The organism is Pseudomonas hamedanensis (genome assembly GCF_014268595.2).
GTDB lineage: Bacteria > Pseudomonadota > Gammaproteobacteria > Pseudomonadales > Pseudomonadaceae > Aquipseudomonas > Aquipseudomonas hamedanensis.
Genome location: NZ_CP077091.1, coordinates 1600700 through 1622278, shown reverse-complemented (window position 1 = coordinate 1622278; position 21579 = coordinate 1600700). Strand labels below are relative to the sequence as shown.

Annotated in this window: 19 protein-coding genes; 9 read left to right on the top strand and 10 right to left on the bottom strand. The window is 61.8% G+C overall.

The window, feature by feature from the left end; translation table 11 throughout:
• Window positions 1-105: 105 nt before the first annotated feature.
• On the bottom strand, window positions 106-882 hold the full coding sequence (locus tag HU739_RS06910) for an NAD(P)H-dependent oxidoreductase (RefSeq protein WP_186552611.1): 777 nt from the start codon (window positions 880-882) through the stop codon (window positions 106-108).
• An 86-nt stretch (window positions 883-968) separates the two neighbouring features.
• On the opposite strand from HU739_RS06910, the gene HU739_RS06905 reads away from it, so the two are divergent.
• Together HU739_RS06905 and HU739_RS06900 are read left to right on the top strand one after the other, a co-directional pair.
• Entirely contained in the window at window positions 969-1862 is an 894-nt protein-coding gene (locus tag HU739_RS06905; protein WP_202884252.1) for a LysR family transcriptional regulator, read from the top strand.
• Between the two features lie 255 nt (window positions 1863-2117).
• Window positions 2118-2903 carry a DeoR/GlpR family DNA-binding transcription regulator gene (locus HU739_RS06900; RefSeq protein WP_186552609.1) on the top strand — a complete coding sequence of 262 codons (786 nt, stop codon included), beginning with the start codon at window positions 2118-2120 and terminating at the stop codon, window positions 2901-2903.
• A 114-nt stretch (window positions 2904-3017) separates the two neighbouring features.
• Here HU739_RS06900 and HU739_RS06895 read toward each other — a convergent pair whose 3' ends face one another.
• From HU739_RS06895 to HU739_RS06875, 5 genes are all read right to left on the bottom strand, one after another.
• Window positions 3018-4301 (bottom strand): NAD(P)/FAD-dependent oxidoreductase, encoded by a 1284-nt coding sequence (locus HU739_RS06895; protein WP_186552608.1) that lies wholly within the window; start codon window positions 4299-4301, stop codon window positions 3018-3020.
• Window positions 4302-4442: 141 nt separating this feature from the next.
• On the bottom strand, window positions 4443-5807 hold the full coding sequence (locus HU739_RS06890; RefSeq protein WP_186552623.1) for a glutamine synthetase family protein: 1365 nt from the start codon (window positions 5805-5807) through the stop codon (window positions 4443-4445).
• Window positions 5808-6523: 716 nt separating this feature from the next.
• Window positions 6524-7423, bottom strand: coding sequence for a bestrophin family protein (locus HU739_RS06885; protein ID WP_186552622.1), 900 nt, complete (start codon window positions 7421-7423; stop codon window positions 6524-6526).
• A 25-nt stretch (window positions 7424-7448) separates the two neighbouring features.
• Window positions 7449-8447: a GTP 3',8-cyclase MoaA gene (gene moaA, locus HU739_RS06880; RefSeq protein ID WP_186552621.1), complete on the bottom strand. Its 999-nt coding sequence runs from the start codon at window positions 8445-8447 to the stop codon at window positions 7449-7451.
• 120 nt (window positions 8448-8567) lie between these two features.
• Entirely contained in the window at window positions 8568-9419 is an 852-nt protein-coding gene (locus tag HU739_RS06875) for a CAP domain-containing protein (RefSeq protein WP_186552620.1), read from the bottom strand.
• A gap of 198 nt (window positions 9420-9617) precedes the next feature.
• Here HU739_RS06875 and HU739_RS06870 point away from each other — a divergent pair, with 198 nt between their 5' ends.
• Complete coding sequence (locus HU739_RS06870; protein ID WP_186552619.1) at window positions 9618-10235, top strand: cell wall hydrolase; 618 nt, start codon at window positions 9618-9620, stop codon at window positions 10233-10235.
• Here the strand turns inward: HU739_RS06870 and HU739_RS06865 are convergent.
• Window positions 10232-10945, bottom strand: a complete 714-nt coding sequence (locus HU739_RS06865; RefSeq protein ID WP_186552618.1) for a murein L,D-transpeptidase catalytic domain family protein — start codon at window positions 10943-10945, stop codon at window positions 10232-10234. The two genes, HU739_RS06870 and HU739_RS06865, sit on opposite strands and share 4 nt — an antisense overlap.
• 152 nt (window positions 10946-11097) lie before the next feature.
• Here HU739_RS06865 and HU739_RS06860 point away from each other — a divergent pair, with 152 nt between their 5' ends.
• Entirely contained in the window at window positions 11098-12711 is a 1614-nt protein-coding gene (locus HU739_RS06860; RefSeq protein WP_186552617.1) for a L,D-transpeptidase family protein, read from the top strand.
• A 657-nt stretch (window positions 12712-13368) separates the two neighbouring features.
• Here the strand turns inward: HU739_RS06860 and HU739_RS06855 are convergent.
• The 3 genes from HU739_RS06855 to HU739_RS06845 all read right to left on the bottom strand — a co-directional run bounded on the left by HU739_RS06855 (window position 13369) and on the right by HU739_RS06845 (window position 15893).
• Window positions 13369-13851 (bottom strand): REP-associated tyrosine transposase, encoded by a 483-nt coding sequence (locus tag HU739_RS06855; RefSeq protein ID WP_186548074.1) that lies wholly within the window; start codon window positions 13849-13851, stop codon window positions 13369-13371.
• A gap of 249 nt (window positions 13852-14100) precedes the next feature.
• Complete coding sequence (locus HU739_RS06850) at window positions 14101-14718, bottom strand: DNA-3-methyladenine glycosylase family protein (RefSeq protein ID WP_186548072.1); 618 nt, start codon at window positions 14716-14718, stop codon at window positions 14101-14103.
• A gap of 92 nt (window positions 14719-14810) precedes the next feature.
• Window positions 14811-15893: a bifunctional transcriptional activator/DNA repair enzyme AdaA gene (locus tag HU739_RS06845; protein WP_186548069.1), complete on the bottom strand. Its 1083-nt coding sequence runs from the start codon at window positions 15891-15893 to the stop codon at window positions 14811-14813.
• Between the two features lie 163 nt (window positions 15894-16056).
• Here HU739_RS06845 and HU739_RS06840 point away from each other — a divergent pair, with 163 nt between their 5' ends.
• The 5 genes from HU739_RS06840 (at window position 16057) to HU739_RS06820 (ending at window position 21557) form a co-directional block, all read left to right on the top strand.
• Window positions 16057-16476: a VOC family protein gene (locus tag HU739_RS06840; protein WP_186548067.1), complete on the top strand. Its 420-nt coding sequence runs from the start codon at window positions 16057-16059 to the stop codon at window positions 16474-16476.
• 105 nt (window positions 16477-16581) lie between these two features.
• On the top strand, window positions 16582-16857 hold the full coding sequence (locus tag HU739_RS06835; protein ID WP_186548065.1) for a hypothetical protein: 276 nt from the start codon (window positions 16582-16584) through the stop codon (window positions 16855-16857).
• A gap of 49 nt (window positions 16858-16906) precedes the next feature.
• Window positions 16907-18544 carry a malate dehydrogenase (quinone) gene (gene mqo / locus HU739_RS06830; RefSeq protein WP_407681956.1) on the top strand — a complete coding sequence of 546 codons (1638 nt, stop codon included), beginning with the start codon at window positions 16907-16909 and terminating at the stop codon, window positions 18542-18544.
• Window positions 18545-18717: 173 nt separating this feature from the next.
• Window positions 18718-19323, top strand: coding sequence for a biliverdin-producing heme oxygenase (locus tag HU739_RS06825; protein ID WP_186548061.1), 606 nt, complete (start codon window positions 18718-18720; stop codon window positions 19321-19323).
• A complete protein-coding gene (locus HU739_RS06820; protein ID WP_186548059.1) occupies window positions 19320-21557 on the top strand; it encodes an ATP-binding protein in 2238 nt (745 codons plus the stop codon). The genes HU739_RS06825 and HU739_RS06820 overlap by 4 nt, the downstream gene beginning before the upstream one ends.
• The last annotated feature ends 22 nt before the right edge of the window (window positions 21558-21579 follow it).

Here is a 21579-nt window from a genome sequence, read left to right as displayed (position 1 = left end):
AGGATTTGCGACGACTGCGTCGCCGAGCGGGAGCAAGCTCCCTCGCCACAGAAGCGGTGTTCGCTTCAGCGGGAGCAAGCTCCCTTGCCACAGAAGTGGTGTTCTTCAGCGGATGTGCGCTGAAAAGCCTTCCAGGTCCGGTGCTATGTCATCCTTCAACGTCAACGCCGGAATCTCATACTCCCCGCCATTCTGTTGCCGAAACCCGATCGGCCGGGCACTCCACAATTCGTCCAGGCGCAGCCCCAGTTCAGCGGTGGTCTCGGCATAGCGTGCTTCGTCCATGCGACTGGTGCGATACACCACGAACGGCGGCACCACTTCAAACCCCGGGTAATACAGAATCCCGTGCTGGATCGGAAACAGCAGATCATCCATCGGCCCGTTAATCCCGCGTGGGCTGTAATGCGATTCCCAGCCGCCGGTCGTGACGAGCAGCATCGCCCGTTTGCCCTTCATTTTGCCTTCGCCGTAACGCTCGCCCCAGCGGCTGTCGGAGTGTTCGCCGACGCCGTAGGCAAAGCCGTAAGCGTAGACGCGGTCAAACCAGCCTTTGAGAATCGCCGGCATGCTGAACCACCACATCGGGAATTGCAGAATCAGCGCGTCTGCCCACAGCAGTTTGTCTTGCTCGCGGGCGATGTCGGCGGCCTGGGTGCCGTCGGCGTAGGCGCGTTTGGAATCGAGCGAGGCGTGGAAGGGTTGCGATGGGTCGCGCTGCGGTGCGTCGTCGGCGTCGAGCACCGGTTTCCACTTCATCGCGTAGAGGTCGGAGACCTGCACGGTGTGGCCGGCGGCTTGCAGGCGCTGGACGGTGAAGTCGCGCAGTGAGCCGTTGAGCGAAGTCGATTCAGGGTGGGCGTAGACCAGTAATACGTTCATGTCGCGTGCTCCTTGAGTTGGATGACTGCAGGATCGGCGCTCGCCCGGTATATTTGAAATGAATGTCTGATATGTCTGGTATAGCCATGAATAATTTGAGACGCCTGGATATCAATCTGCTGCTGACGCTCGATGTGCTGCTGGTCGAGCACAACGTCACACGCGCGGCGCAGCGCCTGCACTTGTCGCAGCCGTCGGTGAGCGTGCATTTGGCGCGGTTGCGCGAGATCTTCAATGATCCGCTGTTATTGCCCGGCCCCAGAGGCATGCGCCCGACAGCCCGCGCCGATGAATTGCGCGAGCCGCTGCGTGAAGCGTTGGAGGCGTTGGAGAGGGCGGTGGCGCCGGCCAGTGCGTTTGACCCAGCGCAGGCGACGCACAGTTGGAAAATCGCCGCGACCGACTACGGCGAGTCCACCGTCGTGCTGCCGGCGCTCAGCCATTTGCGCGAACAGGCGCCGGGCACACGGCTGGCGATCATAGATCTGACGCCGGCGCAGATGGTCAAGCAGGCCGAGCAGGGCGTGTTCGATCTGGCCCTGCACATCAGCGAAGATGCGCCGCCGGAGCTGCATCGGCGGCCGCTGTTCACCGAACACTATGTGCTGGCCGGGCGCATCGGCCATCCGGGATTGACCCAAGCGCCCAGCCGCGAGCAGTTCTGCGCGCTGGAACATGTGCTGGTGTCGCGCGAGGGCGGGGGCTTTTTCGGCGTGACCGACAAGGCGCTGGCCGAGGTCGGACTGGCGCGCAAAGTGGTGCTGTCGGTACCGCACTTTCTGATGGCGATGTCGGTGCTGGCCAGCACCGATCTGGTGGCGATGCTGCCGTCACGCCTGGTGCGCGGCAATCCGGCGCTGCAAGTAGTCGATGCGCCGTTGTCAGTACCAGGCTATGAAATGGCGATGTTTTGGGCTGAACGTGTGCACCGCGATCCGGCGCACAAATGGTTGCGTGAGCAATTGCTGGCCTCGGTCTGACGCGCTGTCAGGCGTGGCCGAGGGCAATCGCGAACGACACGACGATCATGCACGCGAAGGCGAAATTGAGATTCATCAGTTGTTCATCCTGAGGCTTTAAGAGTGAGGCCATTGTGAACAGGCGAAGCGCAAAGAAAAAATTCGCCTTGTCGATTCCAATGATCAAAATCATTGATAGCCGCTGCGTTTGTATTTACCTGAGGCTTTCGCTAGTCTCAGCGAAACCTGCAACTACAAGCACAAACAGGCATAACCATGCACGATCATTCCATCGCCGAATTGCCTTCCCTGCGTCGGCAGAAAATCCTTTTGCTGCTTGAGCGCGACGGCAAGGTCATGGCCTCCGAGCTGAGCCAGCATTTTGCGGTGTCCGAAGACACCATCCGCCGCGACCTTGCCGAACTGGACAACGCCGGACTGGTGCAGCGCGTGCATGGCGGGGCGTTGCCGCGACCCAAGGACTCCGGCAAGGATTACTTCACCCGCCTGGATGAGACCGACGAGGTCAAAGTGCGCCTGGCGCAACTGGCGGCGCAGCACATCAAGGACGGGCAGATTGTGCTGTTCGATTCCGGTTCGACCACCTTGCAGGTGGCGCGCTCGTTACCCGCTGAAATCCGCATCACGGCCGTGACCGCTTCACCGTTGACGGCGATTGCGCTGTCCGAATACAAAGGCGTGAAAGTGATTCTGGCCGGCGGGGAATTGAATCCACACTCGATGTCGGCGAGCGGTCAGGAGGCGCTGCGATTGCTGGCGGGCATCAAGGCTGATCTGGCTATTACCGGGGTTTGTGCGATCCATCCTGAAGTGGGGATCACCTCGCTGCATTTCGATGAAGTGCCGATAAAACAGGCGATGCTCAACGGCGCGACGCAGGTGATTGCAGTGACCACGGCGGACAAGCTGGGCGCAGTGGAACCGTTTGTGGTGGCGCCGTGTACGCGTCTGCACAGGCTGATTACAGAGCTGCATCTGGGGTCGGGGAGTGTGGAGGATTATCGGCGGTTGGGGATTGTGGTGGAGCAGTTGCCGGATTGAGATTTCGTGTTGAGTTTGAGGGCCTCTTCGCGAGCAAGCCCGCTCCCACAGGGGGGTTGTGTCGTTCACAAACCCAATGTAGGAGTGAGCCTGCTCGCGATGAGGCCAGTGAATTCAGCGTAACCGCTCAAGCATCTGGTAATACCACATCCCCGCCGCCAGCAACGGGTTGCCAAGCAGATCGCCCATCGGCACGCGAATATGCTGGCACGCGGCGAACGTGTCGAACTGCTCCATCTGCCCGGTAATCGCCCGGCTCATGATTTCACCCATGATGTGCGTCGTGGCGATGCCGTGCCCCGAGTAGCCCTGGCAATACCAGACGTTATCCGACAGCTTGCCCAGTTGCGCAATACGGTTGATCACAATGCCCATGGCGCAGCTCCATTGATAATCGATCTGCACGCCCTTGAGCGCCGGGAAGGTGCGCTCGATGCACGGGCGCAATTCGGCAGCGATGTCCCGTGAATCCTTGCCGCTGTAGTTGGCGCCGCCACCGAACAGCAGACGACCATCGGCGGTGAGCCGGTAATAGTCGAGGACGAAGCGGCAGTCGTACACCGCGAGGTCTTCGGGGTTGATCTGCCGGGCCAGCTCGCCGAGCGGCGCGGTGGTGACGATGCCACCCATGGCCGGGAAAATCTTGCCCTTGAGCTGGGCGGGTTCGAGCTTGTGATAGACGTCGCCGGCGAGCATCACCTGATTGGCGTCGATCCGGCCGTGGGCCGTTCTCACCCCGGGTTTATCGCCGTGAATGATCTCCAGCACTTCGCTGTTTTCAAAGATCAGCGCGCCGAGACTGTGCGCCGCCCGGGCTTCACCGATGCACAGGTTAAGCGGGTGCAGATGCAGGTTGCGGGTGTTCTTGATTGCGCCGTGATACAGGTCGCTTTGCAGCAGGTCGCGGACCTGACTGCGGTCAAGCAGGCTGACTTCGTCACCCAGACCGCGACGCACTGCTTCTGCGTAATCCTTGCGCAGGTCGCTCATGTGGCTCGGCTTGTACGCCGCGTGCAGATGGCCGTGTTTGAGGTCGCACTGGATCGCGTATTTTTCCACGCGCTGACGAATGATTTCATGCCCGCGCCAGCGCAGGTGCCAAATGAAATCATCGACGTCATCACCGAGTGTCGCGCGCATCTGTTTGCGCATCGCGCCGTCGCCGGACAGGCTGCCGGTGACTTGCCCGCCATTGCGCCCGGTGGCGCCCCAGCCGATTTTATGGCTTTCGACGATGGCGACTTTCAGGCCTTTTTCGGCCAGTTCCACGGCCGTGGCGACACCGGTGAAACCGCCGCCGATGATCACCACATCAACTTTGTGCCGACCTTGCAGGGTCGGGTAGTCGGTGTCCTGGTTGAGGGTGGCGGTGTAGTAGGAATTGCAGCGAATAGTCATGTTGGGTCCACATAAATTCAGGGTGTACACGGTCCCTTGTAGGAGTGAGCCTGCTCGCGATGGCGGTGTCAGTCAAAAAATCAGCTATCTGACACACCGCCATCGCGAGCAGGCTCACTCCTACAGGGGGCTGGTGAATACTCAGGCCTCGGTCAGATACCAGCGCCAATCCTGCTCACCCACCTCAGCCATGAACTGCCGATACTCGGCACGCTTCACCGCCAGATACACCCCAAGAAATTCCTGCCCCAACGCCTCCCGCGCCCACGCGGAATTTTCCAGCGCCTGCAACGACGTCAGCCAATCGGTCGGCAGCAGCTCTTTCGCCTGCGCATATCCATTGCCCTCGACCGGTGCACCCGGATCCAGCTCCTCACGAATGCCCCGATGAATGCCGGCAAGAATCGCCGCTGCCGCCAGATACGGGTTGGCATCGGCGCCGCAGATGCGGTGTTCGATGTGTCGCGTGGGGGCCGGGCCACCCGGCACGCGCAGGCTCACGGTGCGGTTGTCGACGCCCCAGGTCGGTGCCAGTGGTGCGTAGCTGTTGGCTTGAAAACGCCGGTAGGAATTGGCGTTCGGACAGAACAGCAGCAGCGAATCAAGCAGTGAGGCGAGCATGCCGCCAATTGCTGTGCGCAGCAGCGGGGTGCCGGCCGGGTCTTCGGACGCAAACAGATTTCGGCCCTCGCCGTCGGCAAGGCTGACGTGCATGTGCATGCCGGTGCCGGCCAGATCATCGAACGGCTTGGCCATGAACGTCGCTTGCATGCCGTGCTTGTGCGCCACGGCTTTGACCAGACGTTTGTAGCGCACCGCCTGATCCATTGCTGCCAGTGCCTCGCCATGTTCGAGGGTGATTTCCACTTGGCCCGGTGCGTATTCGGAAATCGCCGTGCGCGCCGGAATGCCGTGCAGTTTGCAGGCGCTGTAGAGGTCGGCGAGGAACGGCTCGATCTGCTCCAGTTCGCGCAGACCGTAGACTTGCGTGTGTCGCGGGCGGCCACCGTCAGCATCGAGCGCCGGTTGCGGTCGGCCGTTGTGATCGCGTTTCGCATCGAGCAGATAAAACTCCAGTTCGCAGGCCATCACCGGGTGATAGCCCTCGGCCCTGAGCGCGTCGATCACTTTGATCAGCAGATGGCGAGGGTCGGCGATGCTCGCTGGCAGGCCCTCGGTCGGGTGCATGCTGACCTGCACCGCCGCGGTCGGAATCCGCCGCCATGGCAGGCGCACCAGACTGCCTTCCAGCGGATAGGCGCGGCAGTCGATATCGCCAACGTCCCAGACCAGCCCGGAGTTTTCCACGTCTTCACCCTGAACGGTCAGGCCAAGGATGGTGCTCGGCAACGGCCGACCGCTTTCATAGACCGCGAGCAGTTCTTCGCGGTGCAACAGCTTGCCGCGCGGCACGCCGTTGGCATCGAGGATAAACAGCTCGATCATGTCGATGTCGGGGTTCTGCTCAAGAAACTGACGTGCGTCTTCAATGGCTGCGAATTTCATAATGTTCACTCACGATGGCGCCGCACAGGCGCGCAGATTCGGGCCGGACTCATTGGAAGGCGTCCCGGCAGGTATTTCGAGTGGATATCAGTCAGGGGTGACACAGAACCTGTGGCGAGGGCGCTTGTTTGCGCTGAGGCGCGAAGCGGCTCTCGCTTTATGATTCAAGGGCTGGGGACTGCTGTGCAGTCCGGCGGGAGCAAGCTCCCTCGCCACAATGGATCTTTACTGACTGACAGAAATCAGCAGGCGATATCCGGCGGGCGTGCGGAGTGACGCAGTTTGGAGCGGCGCAGGGCCATGGGCAGATTGACGATGCGGTTCATACGCGGCCCCTGTTGCAGTGGGCGCGTATGGCAGAGACGTTCAACCTTTGGGGTTGTTGTGGTGACGTACTCATAACGCGTATTTCCGTTGGCGGAAAGCGTCGGCAGCAGGGCGAACCCGGCGACCGGTGTGCCCGGATAGTAAGGGGGAATTTGCCGGCGTGTAAACGGGAGATTTGCCGATGGCGCTTGCTGCATTTGGTCTGATTGACCGAGTTGCCTTTTTCGCGAGCAGGCTCGCTCCCACATTGAATGCATTTGAACTGTGGGAGCAGGCTAGCTCCCATATTGGAATGCATTTCTACTGTGGGAGCGAGCCTGCTCGCGAATGGCCGCACCTCGGCCCAGAGTGAACACGCCGGGCCCTATCGTTTCTTGCCGCTGTGTCATTCAACGCAGCACGTAGTCGTCCGGTTGCGGCGCGGGCGGCAGCGGCGACACGCCAAGTTCGTACAGCACGTCGCGCTCCAGCGTCCGCACCAATGCGTCGGTCGGCAGGTCGTTTTCATCGCGGCCGAACGGGTCTTCCAGTTCGTCGGCAATTGCGTCGAAGCCGAAGAAGGTGTAGCTGACAATCGCCGTGAACAGCGGCGTCAGCCAACCGAGGGATTCTGCCATGGCGAAGGGCAGCAGAAGGCAGAACAGGTAAATCGTGCGGTGCAGCAGCAGGGTGTAAGGGAAGGGCAGTGGCGTGCTCTTGATCCGGTCGCACACGGCCTGGGCCTGGGTCAGGCTGGTGAGGTGATTGGCCAGCAACTGATAGCGCCATGGCGACAGTACGCCAGCCGATTCCAGCGCTGAACACTGGCGCCCGACCTGATGGATGATCTGCCCGCAGTGATCCGGCGCAGCCCCATCGATTGGCGGACTGACCCAGTCGGCACTGGCCCGCGCCTCGCTTTCGCCGCGCAGTCGTGCGTTCAGCGCATGGGCGAAACCGCACAGGTTGCGCAACAGCGGCGCGCGCAGGCTGGCGTCTTCGATGCCTTGGGTCTCGCGCATCACCGAGCGCACGCGCAACAGCACCTCGCCCCAGGCTTTGCGCCCCTCGTACCAACGGTCATAACAGGCGTTGTTGCGAAAACTCAGGAAAATCGACAGCGACAGGCCGAGCAGAGTGAACGGTGTCGCGTTGATCTTGGCGAAATAGCTCGGCACAAGAAGTTCGATCAGCACGATCGCCGCCGCCAGCAGCGTCAGCATCAGGGTGCGCATGGCGATGCGTTTGGCGATCGAGCCTTTGAGGGTGAACAGTACGGCGAACTGATTGGGTCTCGGTCTTACGATCATCTCGCGGTCCCGGTTACGTGGCGGGTCAGCCGCCGGTCATGTTCATGAACCGCACCACCTGCACGTCGTCGTTGACTTCGAAGTTGTGCCGATACGGCTTGAGTTTCATCGCCTCGATGATCGCGTTTTCCAGGCGCTCCGGATGGCCGGGATGGGCGCGTAACACTGCTTTGAGGTCCATCGAATGCTCGTTGCCCAGGCACAGCAGCAGGCGACCTTCGACGGTCAGGCGCACGCGGTTGCAGGTGCCGCAGAAGTTGTGGCTGTGTGGCGAGATAAAGCCCAGGCGAATGTTCGGTGCTTCGGCAACTCGCCAATAGCGCGAAGGCCCTTGGGTCGATTCGGCCGAATCGATCAGGGTAAACCGCTCGGCGATACGCTCGCGAACCTGCGCGCTGGAATAGAACGACTCGGCACGGCTGTGCTCGGCAATCGCCCCGAGCGGCATCTCTTCGATAAAGGAGATATCCAGGTCGCGGTCGATGGCAAAACTCACCAGATCGTTGATCTCATGGTCGTTGCGTCCCTGCATCACCACGCAGTTGAGCTTGGTGCGGGTGAAGCCGGCAGCGCGCGCGGCATCAATGCCTTCGATGACCTGCGCCAGGTCGCCGGTGCGGGTCAGTTCCTTGAAACGCTGCGGGTCGAGGCTGTCGAGACTGATGTTGAGGCGCTTGACCCCGGCTTCGAACAACGGCTTGGCCAGCCGACCCAACTGCGAACCGTTGGTGGTCAGGCACAATTCACGCAGGCCGGGCAGGGCGGCGATCTGTTCACACAGTTGCACGACGCCGGGTCGAATCAGCGGTTCGCCGCCGGTCAGGCGGATTTTGCGCGTGCCCAAGGCGACGAAGCTTTGCGCGACCTGGAACAGCTCTTCCAGCGTGAGGATTTGCTGGCGCGGCAGAAATTGCATGTCCTCGGCCATGCAATAGACGCAGCGAAAATCACAGCGGTCGGTGACCGACAGGCGCAAATAGTCGACGCGGCGGTTGTAACCATCGATCAATGCACGCTCTGTCATAGGCCGCCTCGTGGGTGTTGGACGCCGGTATCGGGCGCAGACTGCGCAGGGTAAGGGGCGCTCGTCGTGCCGTCCAATCACTCTGGCTGACCGAGTGATTGACGGCGTCGATGAGGGTGGTCACTGCGCGCCGAACATTGCCGTCCAGTAAATGCCGGCATTGCTCTTCGGGTCGGTCGCATACGCCGCGCCGAGTTCTTTGTACTGCGGGTTCATCAGGTTCGCACAGTGGCCGGGGCTGGCGAGCCAGCCTTCGACGACCTTGTTGGCGCTGTCTTGCCCAGCGGCGATGTTCTCGCCGACCAGCTGCCCGCTGTAGCCGGCGAGTTCGGCGCGGTCGCCCGGAGTGCGGCCGTCGCCGTCCTTGTGGTCGAGGTAATTTTTATTGGCCATGTCGCGGCTGTGATCCTGGGCGACGGTGGCCAATGTCGCGTTCCAGGCCAGCGGGGCCGCCGCGGCAAACGCCTGAGCGCCGCATTGGCGCGGCTGGCTGCGGGCGGTGTTGAGTTGCGCCAGCAGTTTTTGCCCTTCACTTTGCGCATCGCCCAGCTGCGCCGAGAGCAACGGCCGCGCCAGCACGATGCGCCAGTCGCGATCGACGCGGCTGACGCCGACATCGACGAACTGCGGATCAAGCACGACCTGACAGAAGCTTTCCTTGATCGCCTGCATCGCCGACGCCGCATCGCGCGGGCCGTTGAGGGTGATCGCCTGGACGTTGACCATCGGGTAACGGGCGCTGGCCATGGCTTGCTGGAGGTCGACCGCACCGCTCGCCGGCAGGCGCAGGCGTGGGTCGGCCGCCAGCGGTGGCAGTTCGTTCGACGCCTGGCTGCCGCAACGCTGCGGCTGGCTGCGATAGCTGTTGATCGACTCAATCAATTGCAGTTCATCGGCAGCCAGCGCCGAGGCGGCAAAGACCACGCCCAGCGACAACGCGGCACAACGCAAAACCGATGGCATGAAACGCATGGAAATCCCCCTTGAGCGCAATGCGCCCATGATGCGCGAAAGGCCCCCGGTGAGCGCAATGTCTTTTTCTTTTCCAATGGTTTTTTTCTACGCCACGATGCCCGCCAATTGTCCGGCTACAATCTGCGCAGGCCCCCGAAATCCGGGCGTCTCACCGACGTAACACTTGGCCCGCTGCGGGCGTTGAGGGAATCCACAATGCGATTAAAAAGCCTGACCGGCTGTTTCGTATTAACCCTGTTGATCCACACAAGCTCGGCGAACGCGCAGGCGCCGATCGAGGCCAAGGCTGAACAAAAAGCCGAGGTGCTGGAGGAGAAAGCGGCGGACAACGTCAGTGCTCCTGCGCCGAAGTCCGAAGCGATCACGCCGACCGAGGCGCAAGCGGTAGACCCGGCCGGCGCCGCGCCGCTGGACGATCCGCTGACCTGTCTGGCGCGCAGCATCTATTGGGAAGCCAAGGGCAAGGACACCCCGGAAATGGAAGCTGTGGCCAGCGTGGTGATGAATCGCCTCGGCCACGAAGGCTTTCCCGACACGGTGTGCGCGGTGGTCAAGCAAGGCTCGGAGAGCGGCAACTGCCAGTTTTCCTGGTGGTGCGATGGCAAGCCTGATCAGGTCAAGGAAGATGCCGAATACGCGCTGGCCAAGGAAATCGCCGGCAAGGCGTTGAACCGCCAGCTCAAGGACCGCACCCGCGGTGCCCTGTATTTTCATGATCGCGGCGTGCACCCGAGCTGGGCGAAGGCGTACCGCAACACGGCGCAGACCGGCAGGTTTCTGTTCTACAAACCTGCCGGCGGCGACGCGCGCTAACTGGCGTGGGTGCTGAGAATGCTCGCCACTTGCTGCGGCTGGCAGTTCAGGTAGGGCGACTTTTGCAGCCAGCGCTGGTCGGGATACCACGAAAACATGAACTGGCCATTCTTCAGGCGGTCGATCACTTGTCTGGCAATCTGCGGCCGCACGGCCGGGCAGCCCTGGCTACGGCCGATGCGCCCTTGGCGCTTGCTCCATAACGGGTTCACGTAACTGGCGGCGTGGATGACGATGGCGCGGTCCCGGGCCAGGTCATTGAAGCCCGGCTCAAGGCCGTCCATGCGCAGCGAATAGCCGTGGGTGCCTTCGTAGCTTTCCTGGGTGCGGAACAGGCCAAGGCTGGACTGATAACTGCCTTCACGATTGGAAAATTGCGTGGCGAAGTTTTCCCCGGAGTTGGAGCCGTGGGCAACCAGGTCGCGCAGCACCAGCTTCTTTTTGCTCAGGTCGAAAATCCACAGGCGGCGCTCGGTGGACGGTCGCGAGTAGTCGATGATCGCCAGATGACGCGAGGGCCGGGCGCCGTTGTTGACTGCGCATTGCATGGCGCTCAATGCACCTTTGAGCGCATGGGGATTGAGTTCCGGCGCGGCTTGGGCGAGGCTGGTGTAGAGAACCGGCGATGGCTTGCCGGCGGCAAATACTGGACTGGTCACGGCGACAAGGGTCGCGGTGGTCAGCAGGAGTCGGCGCAAAAACGTCAACATTTTATAAAGTGTCCTCACTGGCGACATAAACGGCACTTTTGGTTCCTGACTCCCAGTCGTTACCCGCAGGCCCGAAGATCGAGCCTGACTGTTCAGCGCAGCTAATGTAAGGTTGACCGTCATCGAGACGGCCATGGATTGGAGTAAAGCAGTTGTTCAAAAAGTACGCATGCTACTTGAGCATTTGTTTGCTCGCTGCGCCGTTTGTCGCTTGCGCTGAGGAGCCGCTGCCACCCTTGCCGACGCTGGCGACGCCGCCTGCGCCAATTCCGGTCGAGCCACGCAGCCCGTTACACGCGGTCATGATCAGCTTGCCGCAGTCGTGTCCGGCCATCGCCGCGCAGCTCAACGGCCCGGCACTGGCACAATTGCAGGCGTTCTATGAACAACAGGACTGGATGCCGGTCTGGGCGCAGGACTCTGCACGATTGCCGACGTTGCGCACGCAATTGCAACTGTTGGTTGACGATGGCCTGAATCCGAACCGCTATGCCGTCGCGACCACCGCACCGCAGGATGGCGAGTTATGCGCCGACATCGATATCAGCCGCCAGTACCTTCAGGCGTTGCAGGACCTGCATTACGGGCGCCTGCTGCAAGCGCATTTCGAGCCGCTGTGGCGCGTCGACGGCCCGCCGCACGATCGTCAGGCGCAACTGCTGAGTATTGCCGTGCCCGGACTGCAGGACATTGCGGCGGCGTTCGAGCTGGCCCGTCCGCATCTGGTTCAGTACCGCAACCTGCGCCACCTTTATGCGGCGCAACGACTCCAGGCCTTGCCGCAGTGGCAGTCCATCGGCAGCGGGCCACTGCTGCGCCCGGCAATGGAAGACCAACGCGTGCCGGAACTGGCCAGGCGTCTGCACAGCGAAGGCTATCTGCCTGAGCCGGTCGCGTCCGGCAACGCCTACGAAGGCGAACTGGTGGACGCGGTGAAAAGTTTTCAGGCCAACCACTCGCTGCAGGCTGACGGCGTGGTCGGCCCGGGGACAATTGCCGAACTGAATATCAGCCCGCTGACCCGCCGCGATCAGTTGCGCATCAATCTTGAGCGGTTCCGCTGGCTGGCGCAGGACATGGAAGCCGACGGCCTGCTGGTCAACGTCGCCGCCGCAGAACTCACGCTTTATCACGGCGGCCAGCCGGTCTGGCAAACCCGCACTCAGGTGGGCCGGGCGGAGCGCCAGACGCCGCTGCTCAAATCCCGCGTCACGCGGCTGACCCTCAATCCGACATGGACGGTGCCACCGACCATTTGGAAAGAGGACAAACTGCCGGAAATCCGCAAGGACCAGACCTTTCTCAGCCGCCATAACCTGCAAGTGCTCGATGCCAACGGCCAACCGTTGGCGGCGGCGGACATCGATTGGGACAATCCCGGCAATGTCCTTTTGCGACAGGACGCCGGCCCGCGCAATCCGCTGGGGCAAATGGTCATTCGCTTCCCCAACCCGTTCTCGGTCTACCTGCACGACACACCGAGCAAGGCGCTGTTCGACAAGGGACCGCGGGCGTTCAGTTCCGGATGCGTACGGGTCGAACACCCGATGCAATTGCGCGATCTGCTACTTACCCCGGCGGAAAAGGCCCGTACCGAAACCCTGCTCGCCAGCGGCAGCACCCACGAGTTCCGCCTGTCGACCCCGGTGCCCATCCTGATGACCTACTGGACCGCACAGGTCGATAGCGCAGGCCAGGTGCGTTATGCGCCGGACATCTACAGCCACGACAGCGCGCTGTTGGTAGGGCTTGATCGGGCACATTGAGGGTGGGATCGGTGGCGTTCAGAAATTGTGTGGCTGGCCCCGGACCCTTGTGGGAGTGAGCTTGCTTACGAAGAGGCCGGAACATTCAGCATCGAGGTTGCCTGACCTGACGCTTTCGTCGGAACGCCGCCCGGAGCAAGCTCGCTCCCACAAGGAATTGGGGGGCGCGGCGGGGTTGTGGCTGGCATCGGGCCAGTGTGGGAGTGAGCTTGCTCACGAAGAGGCCGGAACATTCAGCATCGAGGTTGCCTGACCTGACGCTTTCGTCGGAACGCCGCCCGGAGCAAGCTCGCTCCCACAAGGGATTGGGGGGCGCGGCGGGGTTGTGGCTGGCATCGGGCCAGTGTGGGAGTGAGCTTGCTCACGAAGAGGCCGGAACATTCAGCATCGAGGTTGCCTGACCTGACGCTTTCGTCGGAACGCCGCCCGGAGCAAGCTCGCTCCCACAAGGGATTGGGGGGCGCGGCGGGGTTGTGGCTGGCATCGGGCCAGTGTGGGAGTGAGCTTGCTCACGAAGAGGCCGGAACATTCAGCATCGAGGTTGCCTGACCTGACGCTTTCGTCGGAACGCCGCCCGGAGCAAGCTCGCTCCCACAAGGGATTGTGGGGCGCGGCGGGGTTGTGGTTGGCATCGGGCCAGTGTGGGAGTGAGCTTGCTCACGAAGAGGGGCATGAGGTTCTGGTGGCCCAAATCGCATCCCACAGTGGATAGTCGTCAAGCTTTTGCACCAAGCCTGCCCGCAGGGGGTTGGCCACCACATATCGAGCCATTTGTACCAGATCGTCGTCCCGCCTCAGTGCACGATCATGAAAGCCCGGTTGCCAGAGACTTCCCTCTCGACCCGCAGCCATATTCACCACCCGCGCGCTCAGGGATTTTGTTCTCTGCATCAATTCACTCAGTGACCCACGCTTCAAATCGATTAACCAGTGAAAGTGGTCCGGCATGACAACCCAGGCCAGCGAATCAGCGAAGCCCAGCTCCTGAGCTTTGCGGAATTGCTCTGCGACCAATCTACCCAATGCAACTTGTCTGAAAACAGGCGCGCGGAATAGCGTATTTGCGGTTAATAAATATATACGGTTGGGTTCGTCATAACGGCCGAGACGCAAACGATGTGAGGCTGATAGTTTTGGCATTCCCTTGCCCTTTCAAGAAGAACTGAAAGGTTAGATCTGTAGATAGAGAGGTACGGGAAGGATTGTTGGCAGGATGTGTCTGTTGAAAACCTTTCAGACTGATCGAAGAGACCGTCTGATCAGATGCCTTCGTCGGAACGCCGCCCGGAGCAAGCTCGCTCCCACATGAGATCGGCGGTATCGAGATATTTTGTGTCAGGCCGAAAAACCTGCGGGAGTGGGCTTGCTCACGAAGAACGATGACACGGTCTACCCCTTCGCCACCCGCCACAAATACCAAGCCGCGACCGTGCGGTACGGCCGCCACGCCTGGCCGATGTCGATCATTTGCTTGCGCGTCGGCTGCACCTCCAGGCCTTTCAAGCGCCGATAGCCTTCGCGCACGCCGAAGTCATCTGCCGGCAGGATATCCAGGCGTTCCAGGCTGTAGATCAGCAGCATTTCCACGGTCCAGCGGCCGACGCCGCGCAGGCTGATCAGGCGCTCGATCAGCGCTTCGTCGGCCATCGCCAGGGCGGTGGCGTAATCCGGGACCACGCCGTCCAGTGTCGCCTGGGCTATTCCCTGGATCGTCGCGATCTTGCTCGCGGAAAATCCGCAACTGCGCAGCCGCGCGACATCGCAGGCGAGGATTTGCTCCGGACGCGGAAAGGGTTGTTCGGGGAACAACCCCACCAGTCGCCCGATAATCGCATCACCGGCCTTGGCATGCAGTTGCTGATAGGCAATCGCCCGCACCAGCGACTCATAAGGATCGCGCGCCGGATGGGGCTGATGCCGGCACGGGCCGACGGCGCTGATGTGGCGCTGCCAGTCGGCATCCAGCGCGGCGAGAAAGGCGCTGGCGGCTTGGTAGGCCTCAGGCATGCTCGTTCAGCAAGCCGTCGGCTGTACCGCTGAGGTGATGAATGTCGAGCGTACTCATCGAAAATCCCTTTTTATTGACTGAAAGGAGTGCATCAGAAAGCCAGTTGTTGCGTCAGTTGCAGCGCCGCGTTTTCCAGCCTGAGCAGAAAGGCCTTGCGCGGCTGTCCTCCACCATAGCCGGTCAGGGAGCCATCCGCGCCGATCACCCGATGACACGGCACCACGATCGACAGCCGATTATGTCCGTTGGCCAGACCCACCGCACGGCTGGCACCGGGTTTGCCGAGTTGCGCGGCAATGGCGCCGTAGGTGCTGGTCTGTCCATAGGGAATTTGCAGTAACGCTGCCCAGACCTCGCGGGCGAACGCGCTGCCTGGCAAGTGCAGCGGCACGCTGAACTCGCTGAGTTTGCCCGCAAAATAATCCGCCAGTTGCGCCTCGATCTGCTGTAAATGCGCGTTATGCCCCGGTGCCACGGCGTAGCCATAACGGTTTTGCAGGGCTTCAACTTCGCGGGTCAATGCCGGCCGGTCAAGAAACTCCAGCAGCACCAGGCCACGCCGTTCGGCCATGGCAATCATTGGCCCCAGCGGCGTGGTCAGCCGCGTGAACAGCAACGGCTCGCTGTTGGCGGCGCGTCCTGGGGTGATGTGAAAGGATTTCTGAAAGGCGTCGCGAAAACCGCTGAGCGACTCGTAGCCAGAGTCGAACGCGGCGTGGTCAATCGAGGTGCCTTGTTTGATGCCACCCAGAGCCATGCCCAGTCGGCGCGTGCGCAGCCAGGCGTGGAAGGTCATGCTGAAATGCTGTTTGAACCAGCGCCTCAAGTTCAGCGGTTCGATGCCTTCGGCCAGCAACTGCGCGTCGCTCCAGCGGCGCTCGGGGTCGGCATCCACGGCGCTGAGCAGGCGCTGCACCCAGTCCGGGGCGACGGCCGCCGCGTCCAGCGGTTTGCAGCGCAGACAGGCGCGATACCCGGCGCACAGGCACTCGTCGGCGTGGGCGAAGAATTCGACGTTTTCCGGTTTCGGCTTGCGCGCCGTGCAACTGGGGCGGCAGAAGATACCGGTGGTTTTCACCGCCGTGAAGAACACGCCTTCATAGGCAGTGTCGCGTTCAAGCATGGCGCGAACCATTTCGGCGTGGGGCGGCAGGACAGCGGTCTGTATGTTCATGGCTTGAGAGTAAATCCGCTTTGTCGATGGCTCCACCGGAAAATCGACAGTGAATTCCCGCAAGCCCTGAACTACTGTAGAGGCGGGTGCAGGCTGCGATCTTTTCAGGTGTAAAGCAACCGATTGCAACCTGCGCCAACCCCATCGGAGTGAGGCATCGACTATGCACCCGTTTACCCTGCGCCACATCGACCATATCGTGCTGCGCGTCGCCGACTTGCAGCGCAGCATCGACTTTTACTGCCAGGTCTTGGGCGCCGAGGTGGTCAGGCACAACGAGCCGCTGGGGCTGGTGCATCTGCGCGCCGGGACTTCGATGATCGATCTGGTCGACCTTGAGGGCGAACTCGGCCGCAAGGGCGGCGGTGCGGCGCAGGCGCAGCGGCGCAACGTCGACCACTTCTGCTTGCGCATCGAGCCATTCGACGAAGCAGCGCTCACTGCGCACCTGCAATCGTTCGGGCTGGTCGTGGAGAAAGCGGCCAGGCGTTTCGGCGCCGAGGGTTACGGGTTGTCGCTGTACTGTTTCGATCCGGATGGCAATCAGGTCGAACTCAAAGGCGCCAGCGAAGCGCCGGATTGATGCCGGCGCGCTTCAGGAGGCATGCACCGTTGGTCTCTTGCATTGCACTCGACGCTTGCGCGGCATTCCAAACAAGTCCGATCCACACTTTTTTGGAGGCAGCCAATGAGCAACCCATCCAGCAGCGACAAACCGCTCGATGACACGGTCAATCCGAATGACGACGGTTTCGTTCTCGGTACCGCCGGGCGCGATGAAGACCCGAACGCCACCACCGACTGGGACGACGCCGGTGCCGGCGGCGATGTGATGACCCCGGCCGATAGTCGCGGTCTGCCCGGTTACCCCGGGGCTGAAAAAAACGACCCGACGCGGCCCGCGCCTGACACCCGTGTGCCGGCCAACGGCGATCCATCTGTGCAGAACGACACTGCCGATTGAGCCGGTTCGCGGACCGGTACACCCCAGGAGGCTTCCCATGAAAAATTCGATGCGCCCCTGTGCGCTGCTCGCGTTGACCCTCGCAATCGGCAGCGCCCAGACGTACGCCGCAGAAACCAAACGAGTCGATGTCATGCTGGTGGGCGGCGGCATCATGAGTTCGACACTGGCGGTCTGGCTCAGCGAACTGGAGCCGGGTTGGTCGATGGAAATGGTCGAGCGCCTGGACAAGGTCGCCGAGGAAAGCTCTAACGGCTGGAATAACGCGGGCACCGGCCATTCGGCGCTGGCCGAGTTGAACTACACCCCGGAAAAAGACGGCAAGATCGACATCACCAAGGCCGTGGAAATCAACGAGGCGTTTCAGATCACCCGGCAGTTCCTGGCCTGGCAGGTCAAAACCGGGGTGTTGAAAAACCCGCGCTCCTTCATCAATTCGACGCCGCATATGAGCTTTGTCTGGGGCGACGACAACATTCGCTTCCTGAAAAAACGCTATGAGGCCTTGCAAGCCAGCCCGTTGTTCCGCCCGATGCAGTATTCCGAAGACCCGCAACAGATCCGGCAGTGGGTGCCGCTGATGATGGAAGGGCGCGATCCGGCGCAGAAAATCGCGGCGACCTGGACGCCGATCGGCACGGACGTCAATTTTGGCGAGATCACCCGGCAGTTCGTTGGGCACCTGCAAAGCCGCGACAATTTCTCGCTCAAACTATCGACGGAAGTGCGCGACATCACCCGCAACGACGACGGTTCATGGCACGTCGAGTACAAGAACCTCAAGGACGGCACGACAGCGGCCACCGACGCTAAATTCCTGTTCATCGGCGCCGGCGGTGCGGCATTGCCGCTGCTGCAGAAATCCGGCATCGAGGAAGCGAAAGACTACGCGGGGTTTCCGGTCGGTGGCTCGTTCCTCGTAACCGACAACCCGCAAGTGGCGCAGCAACACATGGCCAAGGCCTATGGCATTGCCTCGACCGGGGCGCCGCCGATGTCGGTGCCGCATCTGGACACGCGGGTGCTCGATGGCAAACGGGTGATTCTGTTCGGCCCGTTCGCGACGTTCTCCACCAAGTTTCTCAAGGAGGGCTCGTATTTCGATCTACCGGCCAGTACCACCCTGCATAACCTCTGGCCGATGGTGCGCGTCGGCGTGCGCGAATTCGATCTGGTGCAATACCTTGCCGGCCAGTTGATGCAATCGGACGATGACCGTTTCGCCGCGCTGCAAGCCTATTTCCCTCAGGCGAAGAAAGAAGACTGGCGGTTGTGGCAGGCGGGTCAGCGCGTGCAGATCATCAAGAAAGATGAGCAGCAGGGCGGGGTGCTCAAGCTGGGCACCGAGGTGGTGGCCTCGAAGGACGGCAGCATCGCCGCACTGCTCGGCGCCTCGCCGGGGGCCTCGACTGCGGCGCCGATCATGCTCGATTTGATGGGCAAAGTGTTCAAGGACAAACTGGCGTCTGCGCCCTGGCAGGACAAGTTGCGTCAGATTGTCCCCAGCTACGGCACGCGGCTGAACGAACATCCCGAGCAGGTCATGCAGGAATGGCGTTACACCAGCGAAGTGCTGCAACTCACGCCACCACCAGCCATTGACCCGGCGCAGCCGGTGAACCCGCCGACCCACATCGACGCGGTGCAGCAGAAACACCTGGACAGCGATCCGGATCTCAAGCCTTGACCTCGACGGGGCTGGCGCCGGGCGAACTTTTGTCCACCGGCGCCACTCTGACCTGGGTGACATGACGGTAGAAAAAACGGGCCATGTGGTCAGTTTGGGCGTTCGCCGTGATAAATTTGCCCGCGTTGCGCGAACCCCCAATGGCCCAGGCGGCCCCACCTAGAGCGACCTACATGCAAGTAAAGGCCCGTGAGGTTTATGTGCCACCGGTACTGCAGGATTTGCGCGCCGGTACTGCCGAACTGCATATCGCACTGGAAAAACGCCTCCCTTTTTTTTCCGATACCCTTGATATCAACGCTTTCAAGCGGTTGATGCAGGCCTATTACGGCTTTTATCAGCCGCTGGAGCAGGCGCTGCTCGACAGTGGCGTGATCCCGGACGATTTTGACCTGACGCCGCGCTTGAAGGCTGCAACCTTGTACGCTGACCTGCAGACGCTGGGCGCTGCGTCCACAATGCTGTCGCTGTGCCGCGAGCTGCCGCTGATCAACGCCAGTGCCGCCAGCCTCGGCGTGTTGTACGTGCTTGAAGGCGCGACACTGGGCGGGCAGATCCTGCGCCGGGAAATCGCTGCGCGGCTGAATCTGGACGCCGACAACGGTGCCGCTTTTCTCGACATTTACGGCGCAGCCACCGGCCGGCGCTGGCGCGATTTCATCGAATACCTGGGCAGCCGCCCCCTGGACGCCGCCGAACGCGCGGCTGTCGTCGCTGCGGCACAAACCACATTCAGCTGTTTCGAGCGCTGGCTCGAAAGCCAGGAGGTACTGGCATGACCCCGCAAGACCAGGACGCTTTTGAAGAACTGCTGGCCAACTGCGCCGACGAACCGATCCGCTTTCCCGGCGCGATCCAGCCCCACGGTCTGCTGTTGACGTTGAGCGAACCAGCGCTGCAGATCATTCAGGTCAGCGCCAACGTCGAAACCCTGCTGGCGCGCACGCCGCCGTCGCTGATTGGTCAGCCGCTGCACAGCCTGATCGGCACTGAATACACCGCGCAAGTGCTGGATGCTCTGGCGCAGTCGGCGTTTTCCGAGGCGGCGCCGTTGCACTTCGAACTCAATGGCACCGCGTTCGAGGGCCTGTTGCACCGCCATCAGGGTGTGCTGATTCTGGAACTGGAAATCCACGTCAAAAACTTCCAGCCGCGCAATGTCGCCGGGATCAACATCCATCTGGGTCGCATGCTTCAGCGCCTGCAAGCCGCGACCACGTTGCAGGCGTTGTACGACATCAGCGTCAAGGAAATCCAGGCGATGACCGGTTACGACCGGGTGCTGATCTACCGTTTCGAGGAAGAGGGCCACGGCCAGGTCATCGCCGAAGCGTCCGACCCGTCAATGGAAGTGTTCAACGGCCTGTTCTTCCCGGCCTCGGACATTCCCGAGCAAGCGCGCGAGTTGTACCGCACCAACTGGCTGCGAATCATCCCCAACGCCGATTACCAACCGGTGCCGCTGGTGCCGAAGCTGCGCCCCGACACCCAGACGCCGCTGGACCTGAGTTTCGCCACCCTGCGTAGCGTCTCGCCGATTCACTGCCAGTACATGAAGAACATGGGCGTGCTGTCATCCATGAGTATCTCCTTGCTCAAGGGCGACCGCCTCTGGGGCCTGATCAGTTGCGGCAATCGCCAGCCATTGCACGTGCCCCACGAACTGCGCATGGCCTGCCAGACCATTGGCCAGGTGCTGTCGCTGCAGATCAGCGCCATGGAGACGCTGGAACTGACTCGCCAGCGCGAAGCAAAGATCGAGACGCTGGCGTTGCTTAATCAGGCAATGATCGACTCGTCGCAGAGCGTCTTCGATGGCCTCGCGCAGCATCCCGCGACGCTGATGGCGCTGGTCGAAGCTGACGGCATTGCAATGATCGAAGACAAGCAGTTGCACCGTTACGGCAACTGCCCGGAGCCGGAAGAAATTCGTGCCTTGCACAAATGGCTACAGGCGCGCGACGAACCGGTCTTCGCCAGTCATCACCTGTCCAGCGTCTATCCGCCAGCGGCGCAGTATCAGTCAGTGACCAGCGGTGTGCTTGCCATGAGCCTGCCCAAACCGGTCGATAACGGCGTGTTGTGGTTTCGCGCGGAAGTGAAGGAAAACATCAACTGGAGCGGCGACCCGCGCAAGCCGCTGGACCTGGAAAATTCCGACGCTGGCTTGCGTCTGCGCCCGCGTACCTCGTTCGAGATCTGGAAGGTCGAGATGGCCGGGATCTCGAGGAAATGGAGCCATGGCGACGTCTTCGCCGCCAACGACCTGCGCCGATCGGCCCTTGAAAACGACTTGGCCCGTCAGGTGCGGCGCGAGCAGGAAGCCGTGCGCGCCCGGGATGAACTGGTGGCGGTGGTGTCCCATGACCTGCGCAACCCGATGACGGTGATTTCCATGCTCTGCGGCATGATGCAGAAGGCGTTCAGTTCCGATGGCGCGCACACCTCGCGGCGTATCTCCACGGCCATCGACACCATGCAGCAGGCCACGGCGCGGATGAACACACTGCTGGAAGATCTGCTCGACACCTCGAAAATCGATGCCGGGCGCTACACCATTTCGCCGCAGCCGCTGGACGTCGGGCACATCTTCGAAGAAGCGCAGTCGCTGCTCACGCCGCTGGCGCAGGACAAGGACATCAGCATTTCCTTCGAGGCCGATCCCGACCTGCGTGTTCATGCCGACCCCGAGCGGTTGTTCCAGGTGCTGTCGAACCTGATCGGCAACGCCATCAAGTTCACCCCGCGCCTGGGCACGGTGGGCGTGTGCGCCAAATCGGTTGGCAATGAAATCGTCTTCTCGGTGCGTGACAGCGGCGAGGGAATTCCCAAGGAACACTTGCCCCACGTGTTCGATCGCTACTGGACGATCAAGGAAGGCAACCCGACCGGCACCGGCCTCGGTTTGTACATCACCCAAGGCATCGTCGAAGCCCACGGCGGACATATTGTTGCCGAGAGCGAGCCGGGGCAGGGCAGTGAATTTCGCTTTACCGTGCCGCGTCTGGACTGAGTCGCCCTGTAGGGGGGCTGCT